Below are 22518 nucleotides of genomic sequence, written 5' to 3'. Positions count from 1 at the left end.
CTGCCTTCGTGATTATCAGCGATCGGGTACTGTCTCCTCAGTTCGGGCCTGAACACGGATAACCGCGGATACGGTGATACCGGAGTTATCCCCTACGCGTTGCAGATAAACTTCTCTACTCAAGTAGAGACGCACATAAATAACCGATAAGGGCAAAACAACGGCGTTTTGCCAATATTGCACAAATTAGAAATACCGTTGTTTTGCTGTGCAAAGGCAAAGATCGGCGCAATATGCTCTTGACGCGCCGGACATGGACCGCGCATCACTGCGACTATCGGGGAGATCAAGATGCGGAGAAGCATTCGAAAAAGGGCCGGGCTCGCCTGCGGCGCGGTTTTTGCTTCGGCGGCGATGGCCGTGTCGACGGCGACCGGTGCCTCAGCCGTGACGACGGCGGTCGCGATCGGCGGGCTCGGAACGCCCGATATGCACGAGATCGTCATCAACCCGCTGCTCGGCGGAAAGCTGGCCCGCGAGAACGACATTCTGGACGGCGTCGAGTGGCCTGCCGAGGCGAAGCGCCCCGGAACGGGTCAAACCCTGGGGCAGTCGATCACCGTGGGTATCACCAATCTCGGCACCCATTTCGACGCCGCCTTCGCCCGTCTCGAAGCCGGCGAGCAGTTCACCGTCGTCGGATTCTCGGCCGGTTCACTCGTCGTCAACGACTTCATGCGCGAACTCGCCAATGACCCGGACGCACCCACCAAGGACCAGGTCAAGTTCATCCTGGTGGCCGATTCCAGCCGTCAGAAGCTGCTCAATGAGACCAGCAAGTACAACCCGCAGTACGACTACACCTATCGGCCTGCCCCGCAGACCATGTACGACATCGACGTCGTCACCGGCGAATACGACGGGGCCGCCGACCTGCCGGACCGGTGGTGGAACTTCCTGGCCCTCGCGAACGCCATCGCCGGCGGGCTCTTCGTCCACGTGCCGATGATGTTCTCGGACTACGAGGCGGTGACACCCGAGGAGAACATCACGCGTGTCACCAACACCCTCGGCGGGACGACCACCACCTACCTGGTCCCCACCAAGACGCTGCCACTGGTGCAGCTGCTGCCGTTCCTGAAGTCTCAGGAAGCCTCGTTGAAGGCCAAGATCGACGCCGGCTACAGCCGCAACGACGATCGCCTGGCAGCCGCCGCTGCTGCGACGAGCACGGCACGCTCGCTGGCCGCGCCCACCGTCACCAACGAGGCCGCCGACGAGGTTGCCGACGACGAGGCGGTCGCGACCGTGCAGAAGATCAGCACCGACTCCGACGCCGAGCAGGCCGACGTGCCGGCCGAGCGCACGAGCAGCAAGCCCGCGGTCGATGAGGCAGCTGACGACGACGAGGCTGCAGCTAACGAGGACGCCGAGGTCGACGCCGCAGATGCCAAGGCTGACGCCAAGGAGGACGCCGAGGCTGCGGCCAAGGACGATGCCGACACCTCGGCGGGCACGGACGACGACGGCGAGGAGGGTGCGGACAGCGGCAGCAACGACTCGGCCGCCGCGGCCGGCGACACCGACTCCTCAGACGGATCGTCGTCCGAAGGTCCCGGGTCGTCTGACTCCGGCTCCTCGGAGTAACCTCCCCGAGCTCGAGGTTGCCGCCGTAAGACGCCCACCCGAAGCCCCGGCTTTTCGCCGGGGCTTCGTGGTGTGTACATCAAATATTGACGAAAGCGTGACATTCTAGTCGACGTGGCGAAGACTCCGTTGGCTGATGAAACATTTGCTGTGAGGTAGCGTTGACACATGGTTGAGCCGCAGTACGACGTCATCGTCGTCGGGGCTGGATTCGGCGGAATGGGGGCCGCCATCCAGTTGAAGAAGATGGGTTACGAGAACATCCTGATCGTCGACCGGGAGGACGACCTGGGTGGGACGTGGCACGTCAATCACTATCCGGGGTTGGCGGTCGACATTCCGTCGCCCACGTATTCGTACTGGTTCGAGCCCAATCCGTACTGGTCGCGCCTGTATGCGCCCGGCTCGGAGCTCAAAAAGTACGCCGAGCATGTCGCCGACAAATACGACGTCCGCAGGCACATGCGGTTCAACAGCCCCGTCGACGGGGCCCGATGGGACGACGACACCGAATCGTGGCAGGTGGCCCTGTCCGGCGGTGAGACGTTGACCGCGAAGTTCCTGATCACAGCCACCGGCTACCTCTCGCAGCCGCGTAAACCCGAGATCCCCGGCATCGAGGACTTCGCCGGACGCGTACTGCACAGCATGGATTGGGACGACAGCTACTCCCCCGCGGGTGAGCGCGTCGGCCTGATCGGCACGGGTGCGACCGCGGTGCAGCTGATCCCGCAGCTGTCGAGGGACGCCGCGGCGCTGACGGTCTACCAGCGCACCCCCATCCACGTGGTGCCCAAGATCGACTTCGCGATTCCGCCGGCCATGCGCCGGATCCTGGCGCGGGTTCCGCTGCTGCAGCGCGCATTCCGGGCCAGCAGTGATGTCGGCCTCGAGGCGATGATGATCCTGTCGGTGCTGAACTTCAAGTACTTCCGCAAGCTCAACTCCGTCGCCAACTGGTCGTCTCGCGCGCTGCGGTTCGTGTCGATCCGCGACAAGGAACTGCGCGCGAAGCTGACACCGCAGTACGAGTTCGGTTGCAAACGCCCGACCTACTCGAACTCCTACTACCGGATGTTCACGAAACCGAACGTGCATCTGCAGGCCGCGGGTATCGACCACGTCGAGGCCGACGGGATCGTGGCCTGCGACGGAACGAAGACCGAGATCGACACCCTGGTGCTGTGCACCGGATTCGATCTGTGGGAGGCCAACATCCCGGCGATCGAGATCATCGGTCGTGATGCGCGCAACCTCGGAAAGTGGTGGCGTGACTACGGCTTCCAGGCCTATCAGGGCGTGTCGATCCCGTCGTTCCCGAACTTCCTGAGCCTGGCCGGACCGTACGCGTCCAGCGGTCTGTCGTTCTTCAACACCGTCGAATACCAGATGCGGCACATGGACCGGCTGTTCGGTGAACTGAAGCGTCGCAACGCGACGACCTTCGAGGTGACCCCGGAAGCCAACGCGAAGTTCCGCGATCGGATGTCGAAGCTGTTGGGCAAGACGGTCTTCGGTCTCGGTGACTGTGCGGGCTCGCGGTCCTACTACTTCAGCCCCAGCGGCGAGACGCTGGTGCGGCCGGCATCGACGCACCAGACCAACCGGGAGAACGACACCTTCCCGCTGACCGATTACACGTTCGCCTGAAACACCTGATCAGCGTCGGGATCTCGGGCGCACCGGCCGTGATGTGACAGCATGGATGTATGCGGTCGAAGCGGTTGAGAGCAGTAGCAGGTGCGGTGTTCGTGGCGACGGCGGCGAGCGTGCAGGCGGTGGCCGGGACGCCCGCCGCGGCGGCCGATCCGTGCCCCGACGTCGAGGTGATCTGGGCCCGGGGCACCGGCGCCCCGGCCGGACTCGGTTGGCTCGGCACGGCATTCGTGGACTCACTGCGCGCCAAGGTGGGAGGCCGCTCGGTCGGCGCGTACGGCGTGAACTATCCGGCGAGCTTCGACTTCGACGCATCGGCTCCGATGGGCGCGGCCGATGCCGCAGGGCGTGTCCAGTGGATGGCCGACAACTGCCCCGACACCAGGCTGGTGCTCGGCGGGAACTCGCAGGGCGCCGGGGTGATCGATCTGATCACCCTCGATGCCAAACCGAGGGGCCGGTTCACCCCGACTCCGTTGGCTCCTCACCTGTCCGACCGTGTCGCGGCCGTGGCCGTGTTCGGCAACCCGCTACGCGACCTGCCCGGCGGCGGTCCGCTCTCCCAGGTGAGCGGGGTCTTCGGCTCCCGGTCGATCGACCTGTGCGGGCTCGACGATCCGTTCTGTTCGTCGGGGCTGAACTTCCCCGCGCACTTCTCCTACATCAAGAACGGGATGGTCGAGGAGGCAACGAATTTCGTGGCGGGTCGACTGCAGTGAGATACGCCCGCTAGCAAACCGCTGTGAGGACGCTGTCAACGACGGCGGCGTGGGGCAGGGTTGATTGTTGCGTTCCCGAATATCCGCTTATTACAAATCCGAAACCCCGAGAATTCGCGCGTGACAGGCGGCCAAAGACGCGTACCCTGAGGTGGTCAGCAAACGGTGCTGAGGTCGAATCTGGGGGAAGTATGGCAAAGGGACACAACGCTGGTAAGCGGACGCGGCGGCGTCGCGCGACGGGTATCGCCGCGGCAGTCGCGATCCCGCTTCTCGCACTCCCCGTCGGCGGGGCGTCCGCGTCCGCCGCGACCACCTACGAGTACTTCCCGACCGAACCCACGCGCGTCCTGACTCTGAGCCTGCTCCCGGGCGGTAACAACGATGACCTCAACGGCGTGATGTGTGAAAGCCCGCGCACGTGCCGCAACGTGGTCTATTCACGTGCCTCCACGCCCGAGGCCGTCGACACCCTCGATGCGGTGCTACGGGACGGGACGGGCGGAAAACAGATCGTCTTCGCCTACAGCCAGGGTGCCCGGGTGTCCGCCGCGTGGATCCGCGAACACGGTGGGACGGAGGGTGTCCCGACTGCGGAGAACCTGACCTTCGTCCTGATGGGCAATCCCGCCCGCAAGTACAGCGGCTCGGACAAGGTGCGGGGTCCTGATGTCTTCCCGGACCTGGGTTACCGCATCATCGACGTGTCGCAGGAATACGACATGGCCTCCGACTTTCCCGACGACCCGTCCAACCTGTTGGCGATGCTGAACTCGACCGCCGGCTTCTTCTTCACCCACCAGACCTACGAACCGGTCGACATCTACGACGAGGCCAACTACGTGTGGACCGAGGGCCACATCACCTATGTCTTCGTGCCCACCAGGAATCTCCCTCTCCTGCAGCCGCTGCGCTGGTTCGGGCTGGGCTTCGTCGCCGACGCGCTCAACGCTCCACTGAAGGAGATCGTGGACCGCGCCTACGATCGGTCCTACCTGCCGGCACAGCCCGGCTTCCCGTCCACCCCCGATCCGGAAATCGAAGAGCCGCAAGAGGGTTCGGCGATCTCCGAGGCGACGGTGCAGTCGGCGGCGGCTCGCACCACAGCGTCCGGCGCCGCGAGTGCCCGCGCCGTCGAGCAGGCGCCGGTCGACGTGGACGTCGTCGACGACGCCGGCGATGAGATCGCCGAGGATGACCTCGGGGCCGACCTCGGGGCCGACCTCGGGGACGATATCGGCAACGACGGCACCGATGTCGATGTCGATGTCGATGTCGATGTTGAGGTCGATGTTGAGGTCGATGTCGAGAAGGAGCCGGCATCGGACTCCGACGACGCCACGGACGCAGCCGACGCGCAGGGTGACACCGAGTCGCCGGGCAGCGGCGCCGACAGCGGCGAGGGTGACTCCGACTCGGGCGGCGGTCAGGCGCGACAGTCGGCGAAACCCGGCAGTTCCGGTAGCGACGAGTAAACCACCGGGATACGGCCCGTTCGGCCGTCCCGCCGGTGTGCTTGGCTGGCGGTATGGATGTCAGCGGCCTCGCCCCGATCGAACAGACCGCACTGCTCACCGAGTACTGTCGAGCGCTCGACTCCCGGTCGGCGCGACCGATTCTCGGTGATTCTCACGCCGACGCGACGGTGCGCCGGATCGACCACGATTTCGCCTCCCTCGGGGCGACCCCGAGCGTGGTGGCGCTCGTAGCCCTGCGGGCGAAGATGCTCGACGAATGTCTCTCCAGGTTCGTGGCCGCCGACCCCTCCGCGGTGGTGGTGGATCTCGGGGCGGGACTGAGCAGCGCGGCTTTCCGGGTGGACCCACCGCCGACGGTGGACTGGGTCAATGTCGACCTGCCGGGCGTGATCGGGCTGCGCAACGCGGTGGTGCCCGCCCACGAACGGGTCCGGGATGTGGCTGCCAACGTGCTCGAACCGGACTGGGTCACCGCCGTTCCGCCGGGCAGGCCGACGATCGTGTTCGCCGACGGTCTGTTCGCCTTCCTGGACGAGGACGCGGTGGTGAGCCTGCTGCGCTGCATCACCGGCCATTTCCCGTCGGGCGTCGTGGCTTTCAACGACTACGGCCGGGTCAGCAAGGCCAATCAGGTCATCGGTCGACTGACGTCGTCGCGCAACGCGAACTCCCCGCATCGACAGTGGAACTTCCCGGGCTTCAAGGATGCCCGGCAGCCCGAATCGTGGGATCCCGCCCTGCGCCTGCTCGACGAGTCCAGTGCCATGCACCGGCCCGAGACAGCACAGTTCCCGACCGGTCTGCGGATCGCGAGCAGGCTGTCACGCCGAGTGCCCTCGATCGCGCGGAAGGCCCGCGTCCTGCAGTACCGGTTCTAGCGCGAGGTCTCGGCCACCGAGACCGAGTTCGCATCGCCGGATGCAGGCGTGCGGCGACGGCGGACCACGGCCCGGCCGCCCCGCCCCGGCGTGACGGTGACGCCGCGGCTGTGCGGCTTCTCATCGGGTTCGTCGGTCGGTTCGAGCCGGAACTCCCGCAGCATGGTGCGCAGCGTGACGTCCATTTCCATCGTCGCGAACGAGGCGCCGATGCAGCGCATCATGCCGCCGCCGAACGGGATCCACGCGAACGGGTTCGGCGGGTTCCCCACGAACCGGTCCGGGTTGAACTTCTCGGCGTCCGGGAAGCTCTGCTCGGCGGCCATCGCGAGCTGGGTACTGGCCATGATCGTGTCACCTTCGGGAATCACCCACTCCCCCAGTCGAATCCGGGTGCGGGCGCGGCGCAGCGCGGCGGTCAGCACCGGGCGGGTGCGTTGCGATTCGGCGATGGTCGCCGCCATCAGCTCGTTCCCACCCGCGTCCACCTCGTCGGAGAGCCGAGCCAGCAGGTCGGGATGCCGGCGGATCCTCTCGATGGTCCACGCGAGCTGCGTCGACGTCGTCTCGTGGCCTGCGACCAGCATCGTCAGCAGTTCGTCGACGACGAACGCATCCGGAATCGGATCGCCGTTGTCGTACCGGGCCTGCAGCAGCAACGACAGCACATCGCCGCGATCGGTGAAGTCCGGGTCTGATCGCGCGTCGGCGATCAACTGGGTGCAGATCTCGTCCATGCGGCGCCGGTACCGGGCGAACTTGCCGCCGGGGCTCCACGCGCCGAGATCCTTGCGCACCACCGACGGCAGCAGCGCGATCTTCGAGCCGAACTCGACCGCCGCCGGGATGACCACCCGAAGCTCGTCGAGCTCGTCACCCTTGGCCCCGAACACCGCGCGAAGAATCGTGTTCAGCGTGATCCGCATCATCGGCTCGAGCGTCTCGAACTCGACACCCTCGGGCCACGACTGCATTTCGCGGATCACCTCTTGTTCGGTGATGTCCTCATAGGCCCGCATGTTCTTGCCGTTGAACGGCGGCAGAAGCAGCTTGCGGCGCGCCAGGAGCTCGTCACCCTCGAGGTTGAAGATCGACCCCGGACCCAGCACGTCGCCGCCCAGGTTGTTCTGGGGGCGGCCGACCAGCTCGCGGCTGGTGCTGAACAAGTCCTTGACCAGCACCGGATCGCTGATCACCACGGTTTCGCCGAACACCGGCAGCTGCAACGTGAACGTCGAGCCGTACCGGCGACCCAGCGCGGCGACCGAGCCGTACCGGAAGGCCAGCACCGCGCCGCCCTGGATCAGTTTCGGAAACCGCGGGCCTGGTGGCAGCCGCACGGGATCAGTTGTGGCGGTGGCCATGTCGTCACCCCTTTGCTGGTGTGTCGGTGAAATCTGTGGTGCGTCGAGAAGCGGACGGCGGTGTCCGGTCAGGCGATGGCGTAGTCGCTGAGCGGGAACGTCTCCTGCTCCTTGACGGCCTGCCGGATCGACTGCGGCCGGAACAGCGGCGCCTCGCCCGAACTGTTGAACCAGTACGAACGGGAATTCGCGCAGTTGCCCAACCGGAAGACCGAATCCTCCAGCAGTGTCTCCATGCGGTCGAGGAACTCGGCGTTCGCCTCCTCGGTGACCTCGAAGGTGTCGGCGCCGCGGCGCTGGAGCTCGCCGAACAGCCGCTTCATGTGCCGCATCTGGTATTCCACCGTGTCGAACCAGGACATCCCGACCCACGCATACGGGCTGGCCTGGGTCAGCAGGTTCGGGAACAGCGGCACCGTCAGCCCCTCGTAGGCCTGGAACTTGTTCTCGCGCCACCACTTTCCGAGATCGCGACCCTCACGGCCGATGACGGGGATGGCCGGCAGATTGGACTCCCACACGTCGAATCCGGTGGCCAGCACCAACGTGTCGATGACCTTCTTGGTGCCGTCCCTGGTGACGATGCCGTCGGCTTCGATCCGTTCGATGCCCGAGGTCTCCAGGTGCACGTGTTTCTTGTTGAACGTGCGGTAGTAGGTGTTCGACAACGTCGGACGCTTGCAGCCGAAGTCGTAGTCCGGTGTCAGTTTGCGGCGCAGACCCTTGTCGCGGATGGCCAGGAACCGGTGCAGTGCGCCGATCCGGGCCGCGGCGGTGTTGACCGGCCGGAACTGGCGGAACTTCCACATCGCGATGGTCACCATGACGTCCATGAAGGCGTCACTCGACATGCGCAGGAACTGTTGGGTGGCAGGAACTTTGGCGAACAGACGCTGCGCGGCCCGGCCGAACGGGAAGTCCAGCTTGGGCATCACCCAGATGGGCGTGCGCTGATACACCGTGAGCTCGGCGACATCGTCGGCGAGCTTCGGGATCAGCTGGACCCCGGTCGACCCGGTGCCGATGATCGCGGCGCGCCGGCCCTTGAGCGAGTAGTCGTCGTCCCACTCCTGCGCGTGCAGCACCGTGCCCGCGAAGTCCTCGATGCCCGGAATGTCGGGCTTCTTGGGCTGGCACAGATAGCCGGTGGCCAGGATCAGAAACTGCGCCGTCAGCGTGTGGCCGCCGACGAGCGACACCGACCAGCGTCGGCTCTCCTCGTCCCACCGGGCGCCCTCGACCGTGGTGTTGAACCGCATGTACCGGCGCAGGTCGTACTTGTCGGCGACATGTACGGCGTAGCTCTTGAGCTCTGTGCCGGGTGCATACAACCGCGACCAGTACGGGTTCGGCTCGAACCAGTACGAGTACGTGGTGGAAGGGACGTCAACCGTCAGCCCCGGATAACGGTTGACGTGCCACGTTCCACCCAGATCGTCTTCCCTGTCGAGGATCGCGATCTTCTGGTAACCCAGCCGATCGAGCTGGATCGCGGCGCCCATCCCGCCGAATCCTGCACCGACGATGACGGCGTCCAACTGCTCCGTACTCACGTGGCGATACTACGGCCCTTCTCAGTCATCGCTGCCGCCGCCGCTGCCCGCGCTGCCGCCACTGCCGCCGCTGCCCGAGCTACCTGCACCGCTGCCCGAGGAGTCCGACGAGGACGCCGAATCCGACGCCGAGGAATCCGACGCCGAGGAATCCGACGAGGTGTCCGATTTCTCCGACTCGGAAGACTCGGAGGTTCCGGCGGTCCCGGACGTCGTGGCATCGGCGTCCGCAGACTCCGATGCGTCGACGTCGGACTTCGTGGTCGACGAGGGCTTGCGCGGCGTGGTGACCGGCTCGGCATCCACGCCTGCGTCGTCGTCCGCGTCGGCGGCCGGGGTCTCGTCCTGGGGCTGGGTCGGCTCCTCGGACCCGGCCGGAGTCTCGGCGCCCTGCTCGGTGTCCTCGGCAGCCGGGGTCTTGTCGAACGTGTCGACCAGATCCTGAACTGCGGCGGAGATCACGTCGGTCTTCTTGTCGGAAGCGCCGGTGTCCTCGGACGACTCGTCGACGGTCGCCATGGACCGTGCGCTCAACAGGGAGGTGTCGGCGTCGGCGGGATCCTCGGAGACGTCGCCGCTCTCCTCGGTCTCCTCGGTCCCGTCGGTGGTCTCGTCGACGATGTCGTTGAGGCCGGCCTTCTCGTTCCACTCCGCGATCTCGGCGTCGGTCAGACCATCGACCGGATCGCCGATGTACTTGCCGGTCTCAGGGTCGTATTGATCCTTGACCGACGGCGGGATGTAGGCGCCCGGGTAGACGTCCAGACCGACCTTCCAGTCCTCCGGCATGAACGGGTCAACCGCGTTGCAGGTCGGGCACAGAATCTTGGCGAGCGGCCGCGCCAGGTACGCGAACGGTGTCATGTCCGGGTTCCACACGTAGCTCTTCGGCACGAAGGGATTCCAGGTGGTGGTCAACCCGTCGGCGAGGTTCCTGAAGGCGTTGAGCTGGTCCTGCAGCGTCGGGGTCTTGATGCCCTCCGGCGTGGAGATCAGGAAGTCGAGGAAACCCTTCGTCTCGCCGAACGGCTCCGGGTGGACGGTCTCGCCGTACCACTCGACCTTGTCGCCGGTCAGACCGAGTTCCTGACCCCAGAACGCTTCCGTGTCGCTGATCGGGTTGTACTCGGGCGTGATCGGATCGGTGAAGGTGAAGCCGCCGGGGGCGAAGAAGTCCCACAGCTGGACCTTGAACATCTGGTCGGTGATCCCCGCCGGGTTGTCGCACGGCGGGAAGCCGGTGCAGCCCTCGTTCATCGGCAGGTTCGCGCGGGCCCACCAGTCGGCGGTCATCCCCATCGGGGTGGAGATCGACGGGATCGCGACCAGGAAGTCGACGAAGGCCCGGGTCATCTCGGGGTTGGCGGGGTCCCAGCCGAGCACGTTGGTGGGGGTGTACACCCACCAGCTGCCACTGGCTCGCATCGCGTTGGCGAATCTGTTGGTGCCCGCGACGGAGTAGTAAGGAATGTTTGCGATCGCTTCGAGGAAGTTGATCGGTGCGTAGGACCAGCTCTTCTCGGGCGCATCGATGGTCGTGCCGGTGATGCGGTCGTCGCGGTTGTAGCCCTGCTCGATGAGGTACTGCAGACCGGGGGTGAGTTCATCGGCCAGCTGGCCGAGACCGACCCAGCGCAGCGGCTCGACCAACGGCAGCGTCTTGGCGGGGACGAAGACGTACTCGATGCCGTCCTCTTCCCACCGGCTGTTGGCGGGGTCGTCGATGTCGACATCGGAGTAGCCCCGGCCGAGGTGGTTGGTGAAGAAGCCCATCGTGGCGTTCAGGGTGGCCAGCACATTGAGGTTGTTGACCGGCATGTCCACGGTCGGGTCGTACTGCTGAGCGACGTCGATGACCTGGTACGGGCTGGTCGGCCACTGCTGGCCCCAGATCGTGCCGGAACCGCCGTACTTGCGTCCCGGGTTGCCGATGACGACGAACGTCAGGTTCTCCGGCGCCGGGTAGGCCTCCGGGTCCTCCAGATGCTTCTCCAGCCACTGCGACGCGACCACGGCGCCCTCGCTGAAGGCGAAGATGGTGGTCTCCTCGCCGGGGTTGCCGGTCAGCGCTTCGCGCAGTGCCTCCACGCCGAGCCCGAAGTAACCCGGGCCGGTCCAGATCGGGGCGTACTCGACCTCATAGCAGGGGGTGCCGTTGCCGCCGCAGATCGATCCCTGCAGCTGCTCGCCCATCTCGAGGGCGTCCGGGGTGGGGTTGAGCGTGACGACCCGGGCGGACAGCGTGACGTCCTGGGTGACCTGCTTGGCGACGGTGGCGCCACCGAACGCGGGCGCCGGCGGCGCGATGGGAGCGAGCGCGATGACGCTCGTCCCGACAAGAGCGAGGCCCGTCGTGACGTACGGGCGGAGCGCTGAGTGCATGTGCCAACCTTCCAGGTCGTTGCAATGTGATGACAATCAGATCACGGCAAAGGTGTGCGGAGATTATCACATACCTCCCGCTCGCAAGGAATTGCTGGAGGAAATTTTCGACAGCTCGACCGCCTTGCCGAGAAAACCGGATCCGGTGCCGGCGCCGGGTCCTTTCCCGGGCGGACCCCGGCGACGGGAACGCCGGCAACCACCGTCGCCGATCAAGGTCAAATTCCTGCTGGCGATCAAGCGTCGGTTACATACACGGGTACTGACATGCGAAAAAGTGCCGAGTCTCGCTTTCCGGCAAATTTGTAGCAATTCAACGTTGCCAGCAGGTTACGGAGCCGTAGCCACTCTGGGCACGTCTCGATGGGCAGAAGAGTCGATCCGCCTTCCAGCAACATCGCTCCGGTGTCCGGAAGTGTTACCGACTGTTTTGCTGGAGACGTCAATTAGCTGGGGGCGCGGACGAACGATCCCGTCACAGAAGTCGCACCCGCACCAACGAAAAGGTCACAAACCTCGCGAGATCAGCCAGGAATCGATGTGCGAGGCGACTGCTTCCCAGCCCGGTTCGAGCATCATGTTGTGGCCCATCCCGGGAAAGAGCGTGGCCTCGGTGCGGTAGGCCCTGGCGGTGGCGTGGACTTCTGCCGGAGTGACCGCCATGCCGTCTTCGAGCGCGCCGAGGACCAGCATCGGCGCCCGCACCCGCTTCGGCCGCGGCAGCGCTGTCACGCCGTCGCGGCCCGACCGCGCGCTCTCCTCCTGGAGCCTGGCCGCGCACGCCGCGACGATGGCATCCGGGGTGTGTGGCGAGAAGAACCGTTCGCGGGCGGCGTCGACCGGGCTGACATAGGCCAGCGACTCCCCCGACAACGACGTCTTCACGAACTGCCACGGGTGCCGCCGGAACCAGCGCACGCCCGAGCCCAGGTAACCCCGCGGTGGCGCCGAGGCCATCAGCACGCCCGCCGGGACGTCGCGGTCCTCCAGGTACTTCTGCACCACGAAGCCGCCCATGGAATGGCCGACGACGATCGGGGGCGTCGGCAGTCCCCCGGCCACGGCGGCGACGTCGTCGACGTAATCGGAGATCGACAGCGATCGCAGCGGCTTGTCGCTCGCGCTTCGGCCGTGGCCGCGGAAACTCAACGCCAGGGCCCGGTATCCCCGGCCGGCGAAGAAGTCCAGAAAGTGGTCATCCCAGCACCATGCCGCATGCCAGGCACCGTGCACGAACAACAGCGGCGACGGATGGGCATCGGTGGACTCCCCCTTGTCGATCACCTCGAGGGGTGCGGATGCCATGGCGGGGCCACCACCTTTTCGATCGGGGGGTGCGTCAGATGTCAGACGTGACGAACGTACCACCGGGCCTCGCCGCGAACGTCCGGTCGTCGGGCGGTAGTACGGTCGCTATCCATGAGCCTCCGATCGCGATCCGCCGGTTCCCAGTTCCGATTCGGATTGCTCGACGGCATCGTGAACACGCGGGTCTCGCCGACGCTGTTGCCGTCGGCGGCGATGCTGACCGCGTCGGCGACCGGTGCGGATTCGTTCTGGGTGGGTGACCACATCAACTCTCTGGTGCCCCGCTCGGTCGCGACTCCGGAGCATCTCGGCCTGGCCGCCAAACTCGTGCCGAAGGTCGACGCGATTCTGGAGCCGTGGACGATGCTCGGCCATCTCGCCGCGCGTCACCGCGGCCGCCTACGGTTCGGCGTCGGTGTGACCGACGCCAGTCGCCGCCACCCGGCGATCACCGCGCAGGCTGCGGCGACGCTGCATCTGCTGACCCGCGGGCGCGCGATCCTCGGTATCGGGGTCGGCGAGCGGGAGGGGAACGAACCCTACGGCGTGGAGTGGACCAAGCCCGTCGCCCGCTTCGTGGAGGCGCTCGCCACCATCCGTGCGTTGTGGAAGTCCGGCGGTGAGCCGGTGACGCGCGAATCGGACTATTTCCCGCTGCGGCACGCGGTGTTCGACCTGCCCCCGTACAAGGGCCGATGGCCGGAGATCTGGGTCGCCGCGCACGGACCCCGGATGCTGCGGGCCACCGGACGCTATGCCGACGGTTGGGTGCCGTTCGTGATCTCCCGGCCCGCCGACTATGCCCGCGCACTCGACGCGGTGCGCACCGCCGCGTCCGACAACGGCCGGGACCCGATGGCAATCGTGCCCGCGGTCAACCGGACGGTGGTCACCGGCCGCACCCGTGCTGATGTCGACGAAGCACTGGACTCGGTGATCGTGAAGTCGGTCGCGCTGGCGGCACCGGCGGAGGCCTGGGCGAGGCACGGCGTCGAACACCCGCTGGGTTCCGATTTCTCGGGCGTGCAGGATCTGGTCCCGCAGATGATCGACAAGGAGGCCGCTCTCGCCTACACCGCGAGCGTCCCGGCCTCGCTGATGAAGGAGATCTGCTTCCACGGCACCGCCGACGAGGTGCTCGACCAGGTGGCCGAGTGGCGCGACCACGGCCTGCGGTACCTCCTGGTGATCAACGGCAGCCAACTGAACCCGAAGCTGCGCAAGGGTGTCTCGGCGACGTTGCCGTACAACCGGGTGCTTCGCGGCCTCAAGAAGCTCTGAGCTCGGGGCCGGAAGTTTGCCCGGCTAACTTCCGCCCTCCCCCCTCCGGCCTGCCTCCCGGACACCGAATGCACGCATACGCAAGCTATTTCGCATCAGCGTCAATTCCTTCCCTCGGTTGCACCAAATCCCGGCCGTTTGCCGAACGGTGCGGCGGTCCGCAGCACTCAGGGTATGGTCGGGCGGTCGAACAACGAACCGTCGGGGAGAAGTTGGGTGTCATGCGAGTAGCCGTCAAGCCGGTCGTGACCACCGGTGTGGCGCTGGTGGGGGCCAGTGTCATCGCAGTAAGTCCGATATCGCCGTCGACGCCGGCGCTGCGCGTCGTCGAGTCCGACGTCAGCCTGACCGCGTCGGTGGCCTACGTGCCGATCAACATGATCGAGCAGATGCTGAGTGCCCCCGCCAACATGGTCGCCGCCGTCGATCGCCTCGCGACGGCGCTGGCGATCAGCGGGAGTTGGAACGAGAACCAACCCAACAATCAGTGGGGCTGGGACGAGGCCAATCCGGCGATGCTGATGGAGAGCATCAACGCTCTGATCCCGTTCCCGGCGTTCTCGGAGCCGTGGGGCCGGCACGTGAACTGGTGGGTCACGGCGAACCTGCCGATGCACGAGGGCTGCAACTTCGACTGCCCCGACCTTCCGGGCATGCTCGGGAAGATGTTCAAGGTCCCGATGAGCGAGTTCTACAGCGACGACGGATACACGTTCCCCGTCGTCCGAACGCCGGTCAACGGCGTCGAGACTCCCTGGTCCCAGCAGACGGTCAAACTCGATCCCGCCGAACCTCTTCGCTCCGTGTGGGATTCGTGGACAGCAGAACCCACGGGGATCGAGACCACGACTCTGTGGGAGACCGTCACCGCGTTCGCGAATCTCGCTGCGGCGCTGCAGATCACCGGTCACATGCCGGACTGGGTCGCAGTCCGCGAGATCGAGCGGTTCTTCAAGGCGTTCCTGCGGCCGCCGGCCGAGGAGGAGACCGGGGACGAGCAGGAGGATCCGGCGGGCAGCGGCGCGGCGGCCGAGGTCGTCGAACCCGAACTGGTCCTGGTGTCCACGGCGACCGTCCCGGCCGAGCGTAAACTGGTGTCACTCTCCCCCGTGCCGGTGTCGACGGGTACCGACACCGAAGTCGTCACCGGTGACGAGAGCAGCGGCACCGACACAGAGGTCGACACCGACGCCGCCGAAGAAGACAGTGGCACCGCCGACACCGACACCGATGCGCAGACGCCGTCCGCCGAATCCGTGATCGACGGCGCGACGAGCGCGCTGAAGCGCAAGTTCGCGCTGGTCACCGAACGTGCCGACGCCGACGCTGATGCTGATGCTGATGCCGACGCGGATGCCGAGAAGTCGACGTCGTCGACGGGCAAGCACCGCAAGCCCGAGACCGCGGCCTCCGATACTGCGGCCTCCGATACCGCGGCCTCCGATACTGCGTCGTCTGAATCAGACTCAGGGACAGCCGATTCCGGTGATTCGGACAGCGATGGTGGAAGTGGCGCGGACAGCGAGTAGCTAGCCGGTCCCCATCCACGGTCGGTTGCCGTAGGTGTTGAGATGCATCACCTCGGCCACCGGCCGTCGGGTGGTCGGCCCGTACCGGCCGCGGGGCCAGCCCAGCGGCACCACACAGCACGGCGTCACCGACACCGGCAGGCCCAGCGTCTTGCGGGTCGACGTCACACTCCACAACGGCAGCGTGATCAGCGACGCGCCGAGCCCCATCGCGCGTGCGGCCAGTAGCAGGTTCTGCACGCTCGGATAGATGGAGCCGTAGAACCCCGACAGCGCGGCATGCGGCATCGGCACGAACGGGATCCGGCCGTCCTTGGGACCCAGCTTCAGGCACGCCACGATCAGCACCGGCACCTCGGTGAAGTGGTCGACCTGCCACTGCACCGCCCTGGCGGTCTTGGCCATCGACGGGTCGCGTTTGGAGACCCGCCGTATCACCGTCTGGTAGTACAGGTTCCATGCCTGCCGATACCGTTTGGCGAGCTTCTTCTTGGTCTCGTAGTCCTTGACGACGATGAATTCCCAGTTCTGGCCGTTGGCTCCGGTCGGCGCGTGCAGCGCGACCTCCAGGCACTTCATCACGATCTCGTCATCGACCGGATCGGGATAGACCCGGCGCACCGCGCGCTGGGTCATCATCACATCGATCAGCGACATGTCCAGGCGCGCAAGCGCTTCCGACGTGGACGGGGTGGGGTCAGCCATGCTGGGCAATCCAATCCGAGGTGAAGCGCTGCAGTTGCGGGATCTCGACGACGATCTGGTCGCAGATGACCTTCTCGACCCGTCCGCCGACGAGCGGGATCTTGACCTCGACCGTACCGGCCAGCGTCAGCCGCGACCCGTCCGGCAACGGCAGCAGAGCGGCGTCGCCGACACCGCTGCCCGGCACGCCGGACGCGGAGATCGTCACCGCGCCGCTGACCACGCCGGCGCCGTCGCGCCGCCAGGTCTCGGTCCGCACGATCGAGAGGTTGCCGCGAAACACCTTCGTCAGCGGACCCGGCAGCAGATCGTTGCGCAGATCCTGGGTGGTGGCCACCGCGACGGCGCCGTCGGCGTCGACCTCGAGGGCGTCCAGCGTCGTTGCGCCGCCGCCGAATTCGGTGATCCGGGCGTTCCAGTAGCTCTCGTCGCCGAAAGCCCGCAGGATCGCCTCGACGCCGGCGGGCGAATCGGTCTCGACGTCAAAGGGTCTCGGCACGACCGACCGTCCTCAACGCCCGCCGAACAGCCGGTCCGCCAGCCGTCCTGCGAAGGAACGTGCCTGATCCACCTGTCCGGCACTGATGTTCGTGGTCGGGATCTTCACCCCGAGATAACGCTGCTTGTACTCCCCCGAGCCGAGATAGCTGGCCAGTGACAGCAACGACGTCAGCTGACCACCCGGGTACTCGAAGTGGATGCTGTCGGCGAAGCGGCCGCCCTGCTTGTCGGCGAGTTCACGCACCGCCTCCAGGTTCCCCCGCCAGAGGCGGCGGCACACCGTCACCACCGCGTACGGTGTGCCGTCGAGCAGCGCCTTGGCGTCCCCGGACTCCAGGAACGACCGCAGCGGCATGCTGACCGTGTCCCACCACGTCGGCGACCCGAAGATCACCAGGTCATAGCGCCCGTCGCGCACCGCATCCGGCGTACGGATCTCACCGGTCTCCCCCCTGCCCTGCGCCTTGTACACACTGAACATGTCCGGCCACACACTGCGCATCGGGAACCGGGTGAACGGTTCGGAGTACTGCGGATCCACGAACTCGATGGGCGCCAACGTCACCTCACACCCGCGCTCGCGCAGCACGTCGGCCGCCGCGTCGAGGACCTTCTGTGTTTGTCCGGTATAGGAGTAGTAGACGAGAAGCACCCTGGTGCCGTTCGACTCACCCGCTGAATTCACTGTCGCTCCTTCTGGTGTGAGGCTGATTTTCCGCCGGGCGGCGTTTACGCATAGCCTCTGGTTTATGACCGACAAGGTTTCCATCGATCTGACCGGGCCCGCCCAGACGATGCTGACGACCCTCTATCTCAAAGCCCTCGACGCCGACTTCGACCGCCCCGTGCTCGGCGACCGGTTCGCCAAGGAGGCCATCGAGCGCATCGACTACGACTGGGCAGACCTCGGGGTCACCGGACGATGGGCGCCGATCGTCACCGTGCGCACCGCGCAGTACGACATCTGGGCCAAGCAGTTCATCGCCGCGCACGGCGACTGCACGGTCGTCCACCTCGGCTGTGGCCTCGACAGCCGCGTCTTCCGCGTCGACCCGGGACCGAACGTGCAGTGGTACGACGTCGACTTCCCGGGCGTGATCGAGCTGCGCGAGAAGGTCTACCCGTCGCGGCCGAACTACCACCTGCTGCCGACCCCGGCGACCGAGCTGTCGTGGCTCGACCAGATCCCGACCGGCAAGCCGCTGCTGTTCCTGGCCGAGGGCATCAGCATGTATCTGACCGAGGACGAGGGCGTCGCGCTGCTGCGGCGCGTCGTCGAACGCTTCGGATCCGGCGAACTGCAGATCGACTTCTACAACTGGCTTCCGATCAAGTCGCAGAAGACCCAGACCCTGGTCCGCAAAACCGGTTCCACGCTGTACTGGGCCGTCAACAGCCCCGAGGACATCCTGTCGAAGGTGCCCGGCACCCGGCTGCTGGCTGCGGCGACGCTGTTCGACGCGAGCACCGCGGCGCGGGCGTCCGCCCCGTTCAAGGTGCTGGGCCGGGCCGTGCGCGCGGTGCCGCCGCTGCGCAACGCTCTGCAGTACCACCGCTACGGGTTCGGGCCCGTCAGCTGACACGCGCCGCCGCCTGACGCGCTGCGATCCCGCGCAGCAGCGTCTCGATCGTCTGCACGGACTTCTCCGGCGCCGGACCGTGCGAGTGGTACTCGATCATCAGCCGGCCGGCGAAGATCTTGCTGGTGTAGATCTCGATGCCGGCCCCGACGGCGAAGTAGAGCTCCCCGTGGCTGGCGGCGAGCTCCATGTCCGGGGGCATCCGCATCGGCGGCACGATGCCGTTGTCGGTGAACATCACGACATCGGGCAGGCCCGGCGGGTTCCCGACGTACTGCGGACTGAAATGCAGGAAGCTCTGCTGGATCACACCGTCGGCGATGTCGGCCTTGAAGGTGTCGTTGATGTCGCGGGCGAGGTCGACGACGTCGGTGTCGGGTGAGATCTCGGCCAGATAGGTCGCGATGCCGACGGGGTTGGTGCACTCGGTGGCCGACACCGGCGGCGAGAGCAGGTAACGCAGGTCCACCGGGTAGACGTAGGGCACCGGGATGTTCGGCGTCTCGCGCAGCTGCCACTCCGCCATCAGGATCGACGCCGACAGCAGGCTGTTCAGACCGAGCTTGTTGGCCCGGCAGAACCCGATGATGTTCTCGGTCTCGGCCTCCGAGAGTTTGCAGAACTCCATCGGAACCCGTTGCGGCAGAACCGGGTTGTTCTCCGCCGGCGCGCGGCGCGACGGCGGCACGTCATAGGCGAACATCGCCGCCAGCAGCCGCTCCAGGCCGGAGCGCAGCTTCTTCTCCACGCCACGGTCGGACAGGATGGTCTCCAGTGCCGCCGGGGCCGGCGCCACCGGAGCCTGCCGTGCGGTGCCGGTGGTGACGAGGTCGGTGTAGGTCGAGAACAACTCCTCGACGAGGCTGAACTGGTGGTGCCCGTCGGCCAGGCTGTGGTGGATGTAGAGGGTCAGGTGCGTCTCGTCGTCCCGCCGGGTCAACCGCAGATGGGTCAGCGCTGCGGTCTGGTCGAACAGCAGCGGCGGCGGCTCCTGGTCGCCGTGGCACTCCACGACTTCCAGGCCCTCGTGCATCAGGTCGTCCAGCACGATCTCCCACTTGCCGTCCGGAAGCTGCTCCAAGTGCCCGTTGAGCACCGGATGCGCCTGCAGCAGCGCGTCGAACGCGTCCGCCAACGCGGTCTCGTCGACGGTGCCGCGCACATGCGCGGCGAGCCCGACGAAGTTCTGCGTCTCGGCGAACATCTCCTCGCTGCGTGCGAGCTTGCGGATGCCCGAAGAAGGAAACATCGGTGTGAGACTCCCTGTGGCTCGGATCGGTGGAAGGGGCCCGTCAGCCGCGCTTGCTGGCCCTGCGATACCCGATCGCCAGCGGCACGGCGCAGACCGCGGCGATGCCGGCCGCCCACAGCACCGAGAACAGCACCGGCTGTGCGATCGGACCCTCAAGGGACAGGCCCTTCATCGCCTCGATCGTAGTGCTGACGGGTTGATGCTCGACGAAGGGCTGCAGCCACTCCGGATACTGGTCGAGCGGCACGAAGCCGATGGAGAAGAACATCAGGATCGCGATGAGGATCTCGGTCGCCTGCGGTGCGATGGTGCTCGACGAGAACAACGCCAGCGTCAGCACCGCGGCCGACAACGTGACCCCGAACAACGCGGGCATGAAAACCCAGGCGATCGCGGCCGGAATCCCCTGCTCGAACCGGAATCCCAGCACGAGCCCGACCGACATCACGACCAGTGTTATCGCGGTGATGCGGATGAAGTCCGCCGCCAGACGGGCCAGCAGACCGGCCGCACGGTGCACCGGCACCACCCACAACCGGGACAGCAGACCGGCGTCACGCTCCCGCATGATGCCGACCGCGCCGATGATCGATCCGGTCATCCCGCCGACCAACGCGACGAGCGGAACCTGGCCGTACAGGCCGCTGTGCCCGGTCACCGCCTCGATGACGTCGCCGAGCACGATGTCGAGCGCGATCAGGAACACCGCGGGCATCACCATCGACTGCACCAGGGTCGCCGGGTCCCGGCTCCACCGCCGCAGGATGCGTCCCGTCAGCACCGCCACCTGCGGCACGAGCTGTCTGGGCGAGTTCTCCCACACGTGGGCGCGACGATGCTTGCCGCCGACCCGGTAGGTCGCCGACGGCGAGGACTCCACGGTCATGAGCGCCGTCTCCTGCTGACCCAGACGTGCAGCACCAGGGCCACCACGATGCACCCGGCAGCCCACGCCACCGCGGACCCCAGAACGGCCACGGTCGCATCCGGGGCCGCGTCGGTGCTGTCGCCGGCGAGCGCCTGCAGCGCGTAGACCCACTGCGAGAGCGGCTGGTTGCGGACGAAGCCCTGGATCCAGTCGGGGAACTGCTCCACCGGTTGCAGACCCACCGACGCGAGGCCGAGCGTCAGCTGCGGAATCAGCATCATCGGGGCCGTCGCCTCGGGATTCTGCGTCGCGACGCCGATCAGGTCACCGATGATCGCCAGCGCCGCACCGATGAGCAGCACCAGTCCGACGAAGCCGAGGATGCCCAGCACACCGGCCTCGAAGCGGAAACCGATCACGTAGCCGCACCCCACCGACACCGCCAGCGCGATACAGCAGCGGTACATGCTGGCCGTCATCCGAGCGGCCAGCGGGGTGCTCGACGGGATCGGCATCGCACGGAAGCGCCGGTTGATGCCCTGCACCGAGTCGGTCGCCGACCGGAACGCCGCCGAGATCGCGGCGAACCAGATGGCCTGCAGCACGATCAGCGGGGTCAGATACTGCGCATAGCTGCTCAGCGGCTGCACCGCGCCCATCATCTGCTTGAGCGGCAGGTAATAGCCGACGGTGAACACGATCGAGCCGACGACCTGCGTGGCGAGCTCGCCGTTGCGCAGCGTCGGGGTGATCATCCGGACCGTCAGCACCCACCACTGCTGGATCGCCGACACCGGCGGTCGCAGCGCGTGCGGGATCGCTGCCTGGCGTGGCGCCGTCTTCACCGCGCTCTGTGCGGTCACGCGTACGCGTCCGCGGCGAGTCGTGGGTCCTCGGACTCGTCGCGGGCCTTCGGATGATCGCCGGTCAGCGCCAGGAACACCTCGTCGAGCGACGGCCGCCGCAACGCGATGTCGGACAGCTCGATGTCGGCCTCGCTGAGCAGGTGCAGCGCCTGCATCAGCGTGTTCGGCCCGTCCGGGGCGGGCATCGAGATCCGGTCGGAGGTGTCGGTGAGCGCGTCGCGGTGGGCGGCGGGCAGCAGCGGGCCGAGGACACGTGCCACCTCACGCAACCGGCTGAGCTGGCGCGGGACGATCTCGCAGTAGGTGCCACCGGTGCGCTCCTTGAGCTGGTCGGCGGTGCCCTCGGCGATCACGGTGCCCTTGTCGATCACGATGATGCGGTCGCTGAGCAGGTCCGCCTCCTCGAGATACTGCGTGGTCAGCAATGTCGCGATGCCGGCTTCTTTGAAGTCGGTGACCAGTTCCCAGATGGCCTGACGGCTGCGCGGATCCAGTCCGGTCGTCGGCTCGTCGAGGAACACCACCTCGGGGCGGACCACCAGCCCGCAGGCGATGTCGATGCGGCGCTTCATGCCGCCGGAGTAGTTGCCCACCGCGCGGTCGCCGGCCCCCACCAGATCGAACTGCTCGAGCAGCTCCTGGGCGCGCTGCTTGGCGACCTTCTTCTTGAGGCCCTGCAGGCGACCGAACATCAGCAGGTTCTCCCGACCCGTGAGCAGGTCGTCGAGCGCGGCGTGCTGGCCGGTCAGCATCAGAGCCCGGCGGACCCCCGCCGGATCGGTGACGACGTCGTGTCCGGCGATCATCGCGCGGCCGCTGTCCGGCTTGATCAGTGTCGACAGGATGTTGACCGTGGTCGTCTTGCCCGCACCGTTGGGACCCAGGAGTCCGAGGACCTCGCCGCGTCCCACATCGAAACTGACATCGCGCAATGCGGTGACGGCGCCGAAGGACTTCTTGATCCCTTCGACGACCACCGCTTTATCGGTGCTTGGCATGCGTTCCCCTCTA

Annotated in this window: 19 protein-coding genes; 8 read left to right on the top strand and 11 right to left on the bottom strand. The window is 66.6% G+C overall.

Going from position 1 to position 22518, the window contains the following annotated elements; translation table 11 throughout:
* Positions 1-291: 291 nt before the first annotated feature.
* From DYE23_RS14690 to DYE23_RS14670, 5 genes are all read left to right on the top strand, one after another.
* Complete coding sequence (locus DYE23_RS14690) at positions 292-1587, top strand: PE-PPE domain-containing protein (protein WP_013471663.1); 1296 nt, start codon at positions 292-294, stop codon at positions 1585-1587.
* Between the two features lie 168 nt (positions 1588-1755).
* Complete coding sequence (locus DYE23_RS14685; RefSeq protein ID WP_013471664.1) at positions 1756-3237, top strand: flavin-containing monooxygenase; 1482 nt, start codon at positions 1756-1758, stop codon at positions 3235-3237.
* Positions 3238-3296: 59 nt separating this feature from the next.
* The gene (locus DYE23_RS14680) at positions 3297-3962 is read left to right on the top strand and encodes a cutinase family protein (RefSeq protein ID WP_041787888.1); all 666 of its coding nucleotides are present in this window, start codon (positions 3297-3299) and stop codon (positions 3960-3962) included.
* A gap of 191 nt (positions 3963-4153) precedes the next feature.
* On the top strand, positions 4154-5437 hold the full coding sequence (locus tag DYE23_RS14675) for a PE-PPE domain-containing protein (protein ID WP_115327492.1): 1284 nt from the start codon (positions 4154-4156) through the stop codon (positions 5435-5437).
* 53 nt (positions 5438-5490) lie between these two features.
* On the top strand, positions 5491-6318 hold the full coding sequence (locus tag DYE23_RS14670) for a class I SAM-dependent methyltransferase (protein WP_115327491.1): 828 nt from the start codon (positions 5491-5493) through the stop codon (positions 6316-6318).
* On the opposite strand, the gene DYE23_RS14665 is transcribed toward DYE23_RS14670, so the two are convergent.
* The 4 genes from DYE23_RS14665 to DYE23_RS14650 all read right to left on the bottom strand — a co-directional run bounded on the left by DYE23_RS14665 (position 6315) and on the right by DYE23_RS14650 (position 12922).
* A complete protein-coding gene (locus DYE23_RS14665) occupies positions 6315-7682 on the bottom strand; it encodes a cytochrome P450 (RefSeq protein ID WP_011894236.1) in 1368 nt (455 codons plus the stop codon). The genes DYE23_RS14670 and DYE23_RS14665 overlap by 4 nt on opposite strands.
* A 68-nt stretch (positions 7683-7750) precedes the next feature.
* Complete coding sequence (locus tag DYE23_RS14660) at positions 7751-9235, bottom strand: flavin-containing monooxygenase (protein ID WP_115327490.1); 1485 nt, start codon at positions 9233-9235, stop codon at positions 7751-7753.
* 21 nt (positions 9236-9256) lie between these two features.
* The gene (locus tag DYE23_RS14655; RefSeq protein WP_115327489.1) at positions 9257-11617 is read right to left on the bottom strand and encodes a PE-PPE domain-containing protein; all 2361 of its coding nucleotides are present in this window, start codon (positions 11615-11617) and stop codon (positions 9257-9259) included.
* 507 nt (positions 11618-12124) lie between these two features.
* Entirely contained in the window at positions 12125-12922 is a 798-nt protein-coding gene (locus DYE23_RS14650; RefSeq protein WP_115327488.1) for an alpha/beta hydrolase, read from the bottom strand.
* Positions 12923-13138: 216 nt separating this feature from the next.
* Between DYE23_RS14650 and DYE23_RS14645 the strand changes: the two genes are divergently transcribed.
* Complete coding sequence (locus DYE23_RS14645) at positions 13139-14206, top strand: LLM class flavin-dependent oxidoreductase (RefSeq protein ID WP_372516203.1); 1068 nt, start codon at positions 13139-13141, stop codon at positions 14204-14206.
* 221 nt (positions 14207-14427) lie between these two features.
* Positions 14428-15735: a hypothetical protein gene (locus DYE23_RS14640; protein ID WP_115327486.1), complete on the top strand. Its 1308-nt coding sequence runs from the start codon at positions 14428-14430 to the stop codon at positions 15733-15735.
* On the opposite strand, the gene DYE23_RS14635 is transcribed toward DYE23_RS14640, so the two are convergent.
* The 3 genes from DYE23_RS14635 to DYE23_RS14625 are packed head-to-tail and all read right to left on the bottom strand — an operon-like array spanning position 15736 to position 17626.
* A complete protein-coding gene (locus tag DYE23_RS14635) occupies positions 15736-16440 on the bottom strand; it encodes a nitroreductase family protein (RefSeq protein ID WP_011894242.1) in 705 nt (234 codons plus the stop codon). It lies immediately after the preceding gene.
* Positions 16433-16939, bottom strand: a complete 507-nt coding sequence (locus DYE23_RS14630; protein ID WP_011894243.1) for a DUF2505 domain-containing protein — start codon at positions 16937-16939, stop codon at positions 16433-16435. Before DYE23_RS14630 ends, DYE23_RS14635 begins: the two co-directional genes overlap by 8 nt.
* A 12-nt stretch (positions 16940-16951) precedes the next feature.
* On the bottom strand, positions 16952-17626 hold the full coding sequence (locus DYE23_RS14625) for a flavodoxin family protein (protein WP_011894244.1): 675 nt from the start codon (positions 17624-17626) through the stop codon (positions 16952-16954).
* A 64-nt stretch (positions 17627-17690) separates the two neighbouring features.
* Between DYE23_RS14625 and DYE23_RS14620 the strand changes: the two genes are divergently transcribed.
* Entirely contained in the window at positions 17691-18521 is an 831-nt protein-coding gene (locus tag DYE23_RS14620; protein WP_011894245.1) for a class I SAM-dependent methyltransferase, read from the top strand.
* Here the strand turns inward: DYE23_RS14620 and DYE23_RS14615 are convergent.
* From DYE23_RS14615 to DYE23_RS14600, 4 genes are read right to left on the bottom strand one after another with little or no spacing between them, the layout of a single operon-like run.
* Positions 18514-19770, bottom strand: coding sequence for a phthiocerol/phthiodiolone dimycocerosyl transferase (locus DYE23_RS14615; protein ID WP_011894246.1), 1257 nt, complete (start codon positions 19768-19770; stop codon positions 18514-18516). The genes DYE23_RS14620 and DYE23_RS14615 overlap by 8 nt on opposite strands.
* A 43-nt stretch (positions 19771-19813) precedes the next feature.
* Positions 19814-20659 (bottom strand): ABC transporter permease, encoded by an 846-nt coding sequence (locus DYE23_RS14610; RefSeq protein ID WP_013471674.1) that lies wholly within the window; start codon positions 20657-20659, stop codon positions 19814-19816.
* Positions 20656-21504, bottom strand: coding sequence for an ABC transporter permease (locus tag DYE23_RS14605; protein ID WP_115327485.1), 849 nt, complete (start codon positions 21502-21504; stop codon positions 20656-20658). The genes DYE23_RS14610 and DYE23_RS14605 overlap by 4 nt, the downstream gene beginning before the upstream one ends.
* A complete protein-coding gene (locus DYE23_RS14600; protein ID WP_099961712.1) occupies positions 21501-22505 on the bottom strand; it encodes an efflux ABC transporter ATPase subunit, DrrA-related in 1005 nt (334 codons plus the stop codon). Before DYE23_RS14600 ends, DYE23_RS14605 begins: the two co-directional genes overlap by 4 nt.
* Positions 22506-22518: the final 13 nt, after the last annotated feature.

The sequence above is a fragment of the Mycolicibacterium gilvum genome, from assembly GCF_900454025.1.
GTDB lineage: Bacteria > Actinomycetota > Actinomycetes > Mycobacteriales > Mycobacteriaceae > Mycobacterium > Mycobacterium gilvum.
Note: the sequence above shows the minus strand (reverse complement) of the source record. Positions and strands in the feature narration are given on the sequence as shown.

What these genes read in the sequence shown, in the direction of transcription:
- DYE23_RS14690 (WP_013471663.1), top strand. Translation starts at nt 292, where the DNA reads ATGCGGAGAAGCATTCGAAAAAGGGCCGGGCTCGCCTGCGGCGCGGTT.
- DYE23_RS14685 (WP_013471664.1), top strand. Translation starts at nt 1,756, where the DNA reads ATGGTTGAGCCGCAGTACGACGTCATCGTCGTCGGGGCTGGATTCGGC.
- DYE23_RS14600 (WP_099961712.1), bottom strand. Translation starts at nt 22,505, where the DNA reads ATGCCAAGCACCGATAAAGCGGTGGTCGTCGAAGGGATCAAGAAGTCC.
- DYE23_RS14645 (WP_372516203.1), top strand. Translation starts at nt 13,139, where the DNA reads ATGCTGACCGCGTCGGCGACCGGTGCGGATTCGTTCTGGGTGGGTGAC.
- DYE23_RS14670 (WP_115327491.1), top strand. Translation starts at nt 5,491, where the DNA reads ATGGATGTCAGCGGCCTCGCCCCGATCGAACAGACCGCACTGCTCACC.
- DYE23_RS14675 (WP_115327492.1), top strand. Translation starts at nt 4,154, where the DNA reads ATGGCAAAGGGACACAACGCTGGTAAGCGGACGCGGCGGCGTCGCGCG.
- DYE23_RS14610 (WP_013471674.1), bottom strand. Translation starts at nt 20,659, where the DNA reads ATGACCGTGGAGTCCTCGCCGTCGGCGACCTACCGGGTCGGCGGCAAG.
- DYE23_RS14635 (WP_011894242.1), bottom strand. Translation starts at nt 16,440, where the DNA reads ATGGCTGACCCCACCCCGTCCACGTCGGAAGCGCTTGCGCGCCTGGAC.
- DYE23_RS14665 (WP_011894236.1), bottom strand. Translation starts at nt 7,682, where the DNA reads ATGGCCACCGCCACAACTGATCCCGTGCGGCTGCCACCAGGCCCGCGG.
- DYE23_RS14680 (WP_041787888.1), top strand. Translation starts at nt 3,297, where the DNA reads ATGCGGTCGAAGCGGTTGAGAGCAGTAGCAGGTGCGGTGTTCGTGGCG.
- DYE23_RS14615 (WP_011894246.1), bottom strand. Translation starts at nt 19,770, where the DNA reads ATGTTTCCTTCTTCGGGCATCCGCAAGCTCGCACGCAGCGAGGAGATG.
- DYE23_RS14640 (WP_115327486.1), top strand. Translation starts at nt 14,428, where the DNA reads ATGCGAGTAGCCGTCAAGCCGGTCGTGACCACCGGTGTGGCGCTGGTG.
- DYE23_RS14650 (WP_115327488.1), bottom strand. Translation starts at nt 12,922, where the DNA reads ATGGCATCCGCACCCCTCGAGGTGATCGACAAGGGGGAGTCCACCGAT.
- DYE23_RS14655 (WP_115327489.1), bottom strand. Translation starts at nt 11,617, where the DNA reads ATGCACTCAGCGCTCCGCCCGTACGTCACGACGGGCCTCGCTCTTGTC.
- DYE23_RS14620 (WP_011894245.1), top strand. Translation starts at nt 17,691, where the DNA reads ATGACCGACAAGGTTTCCATCGATCTGACCGGGCCCGCCCAGACGATG.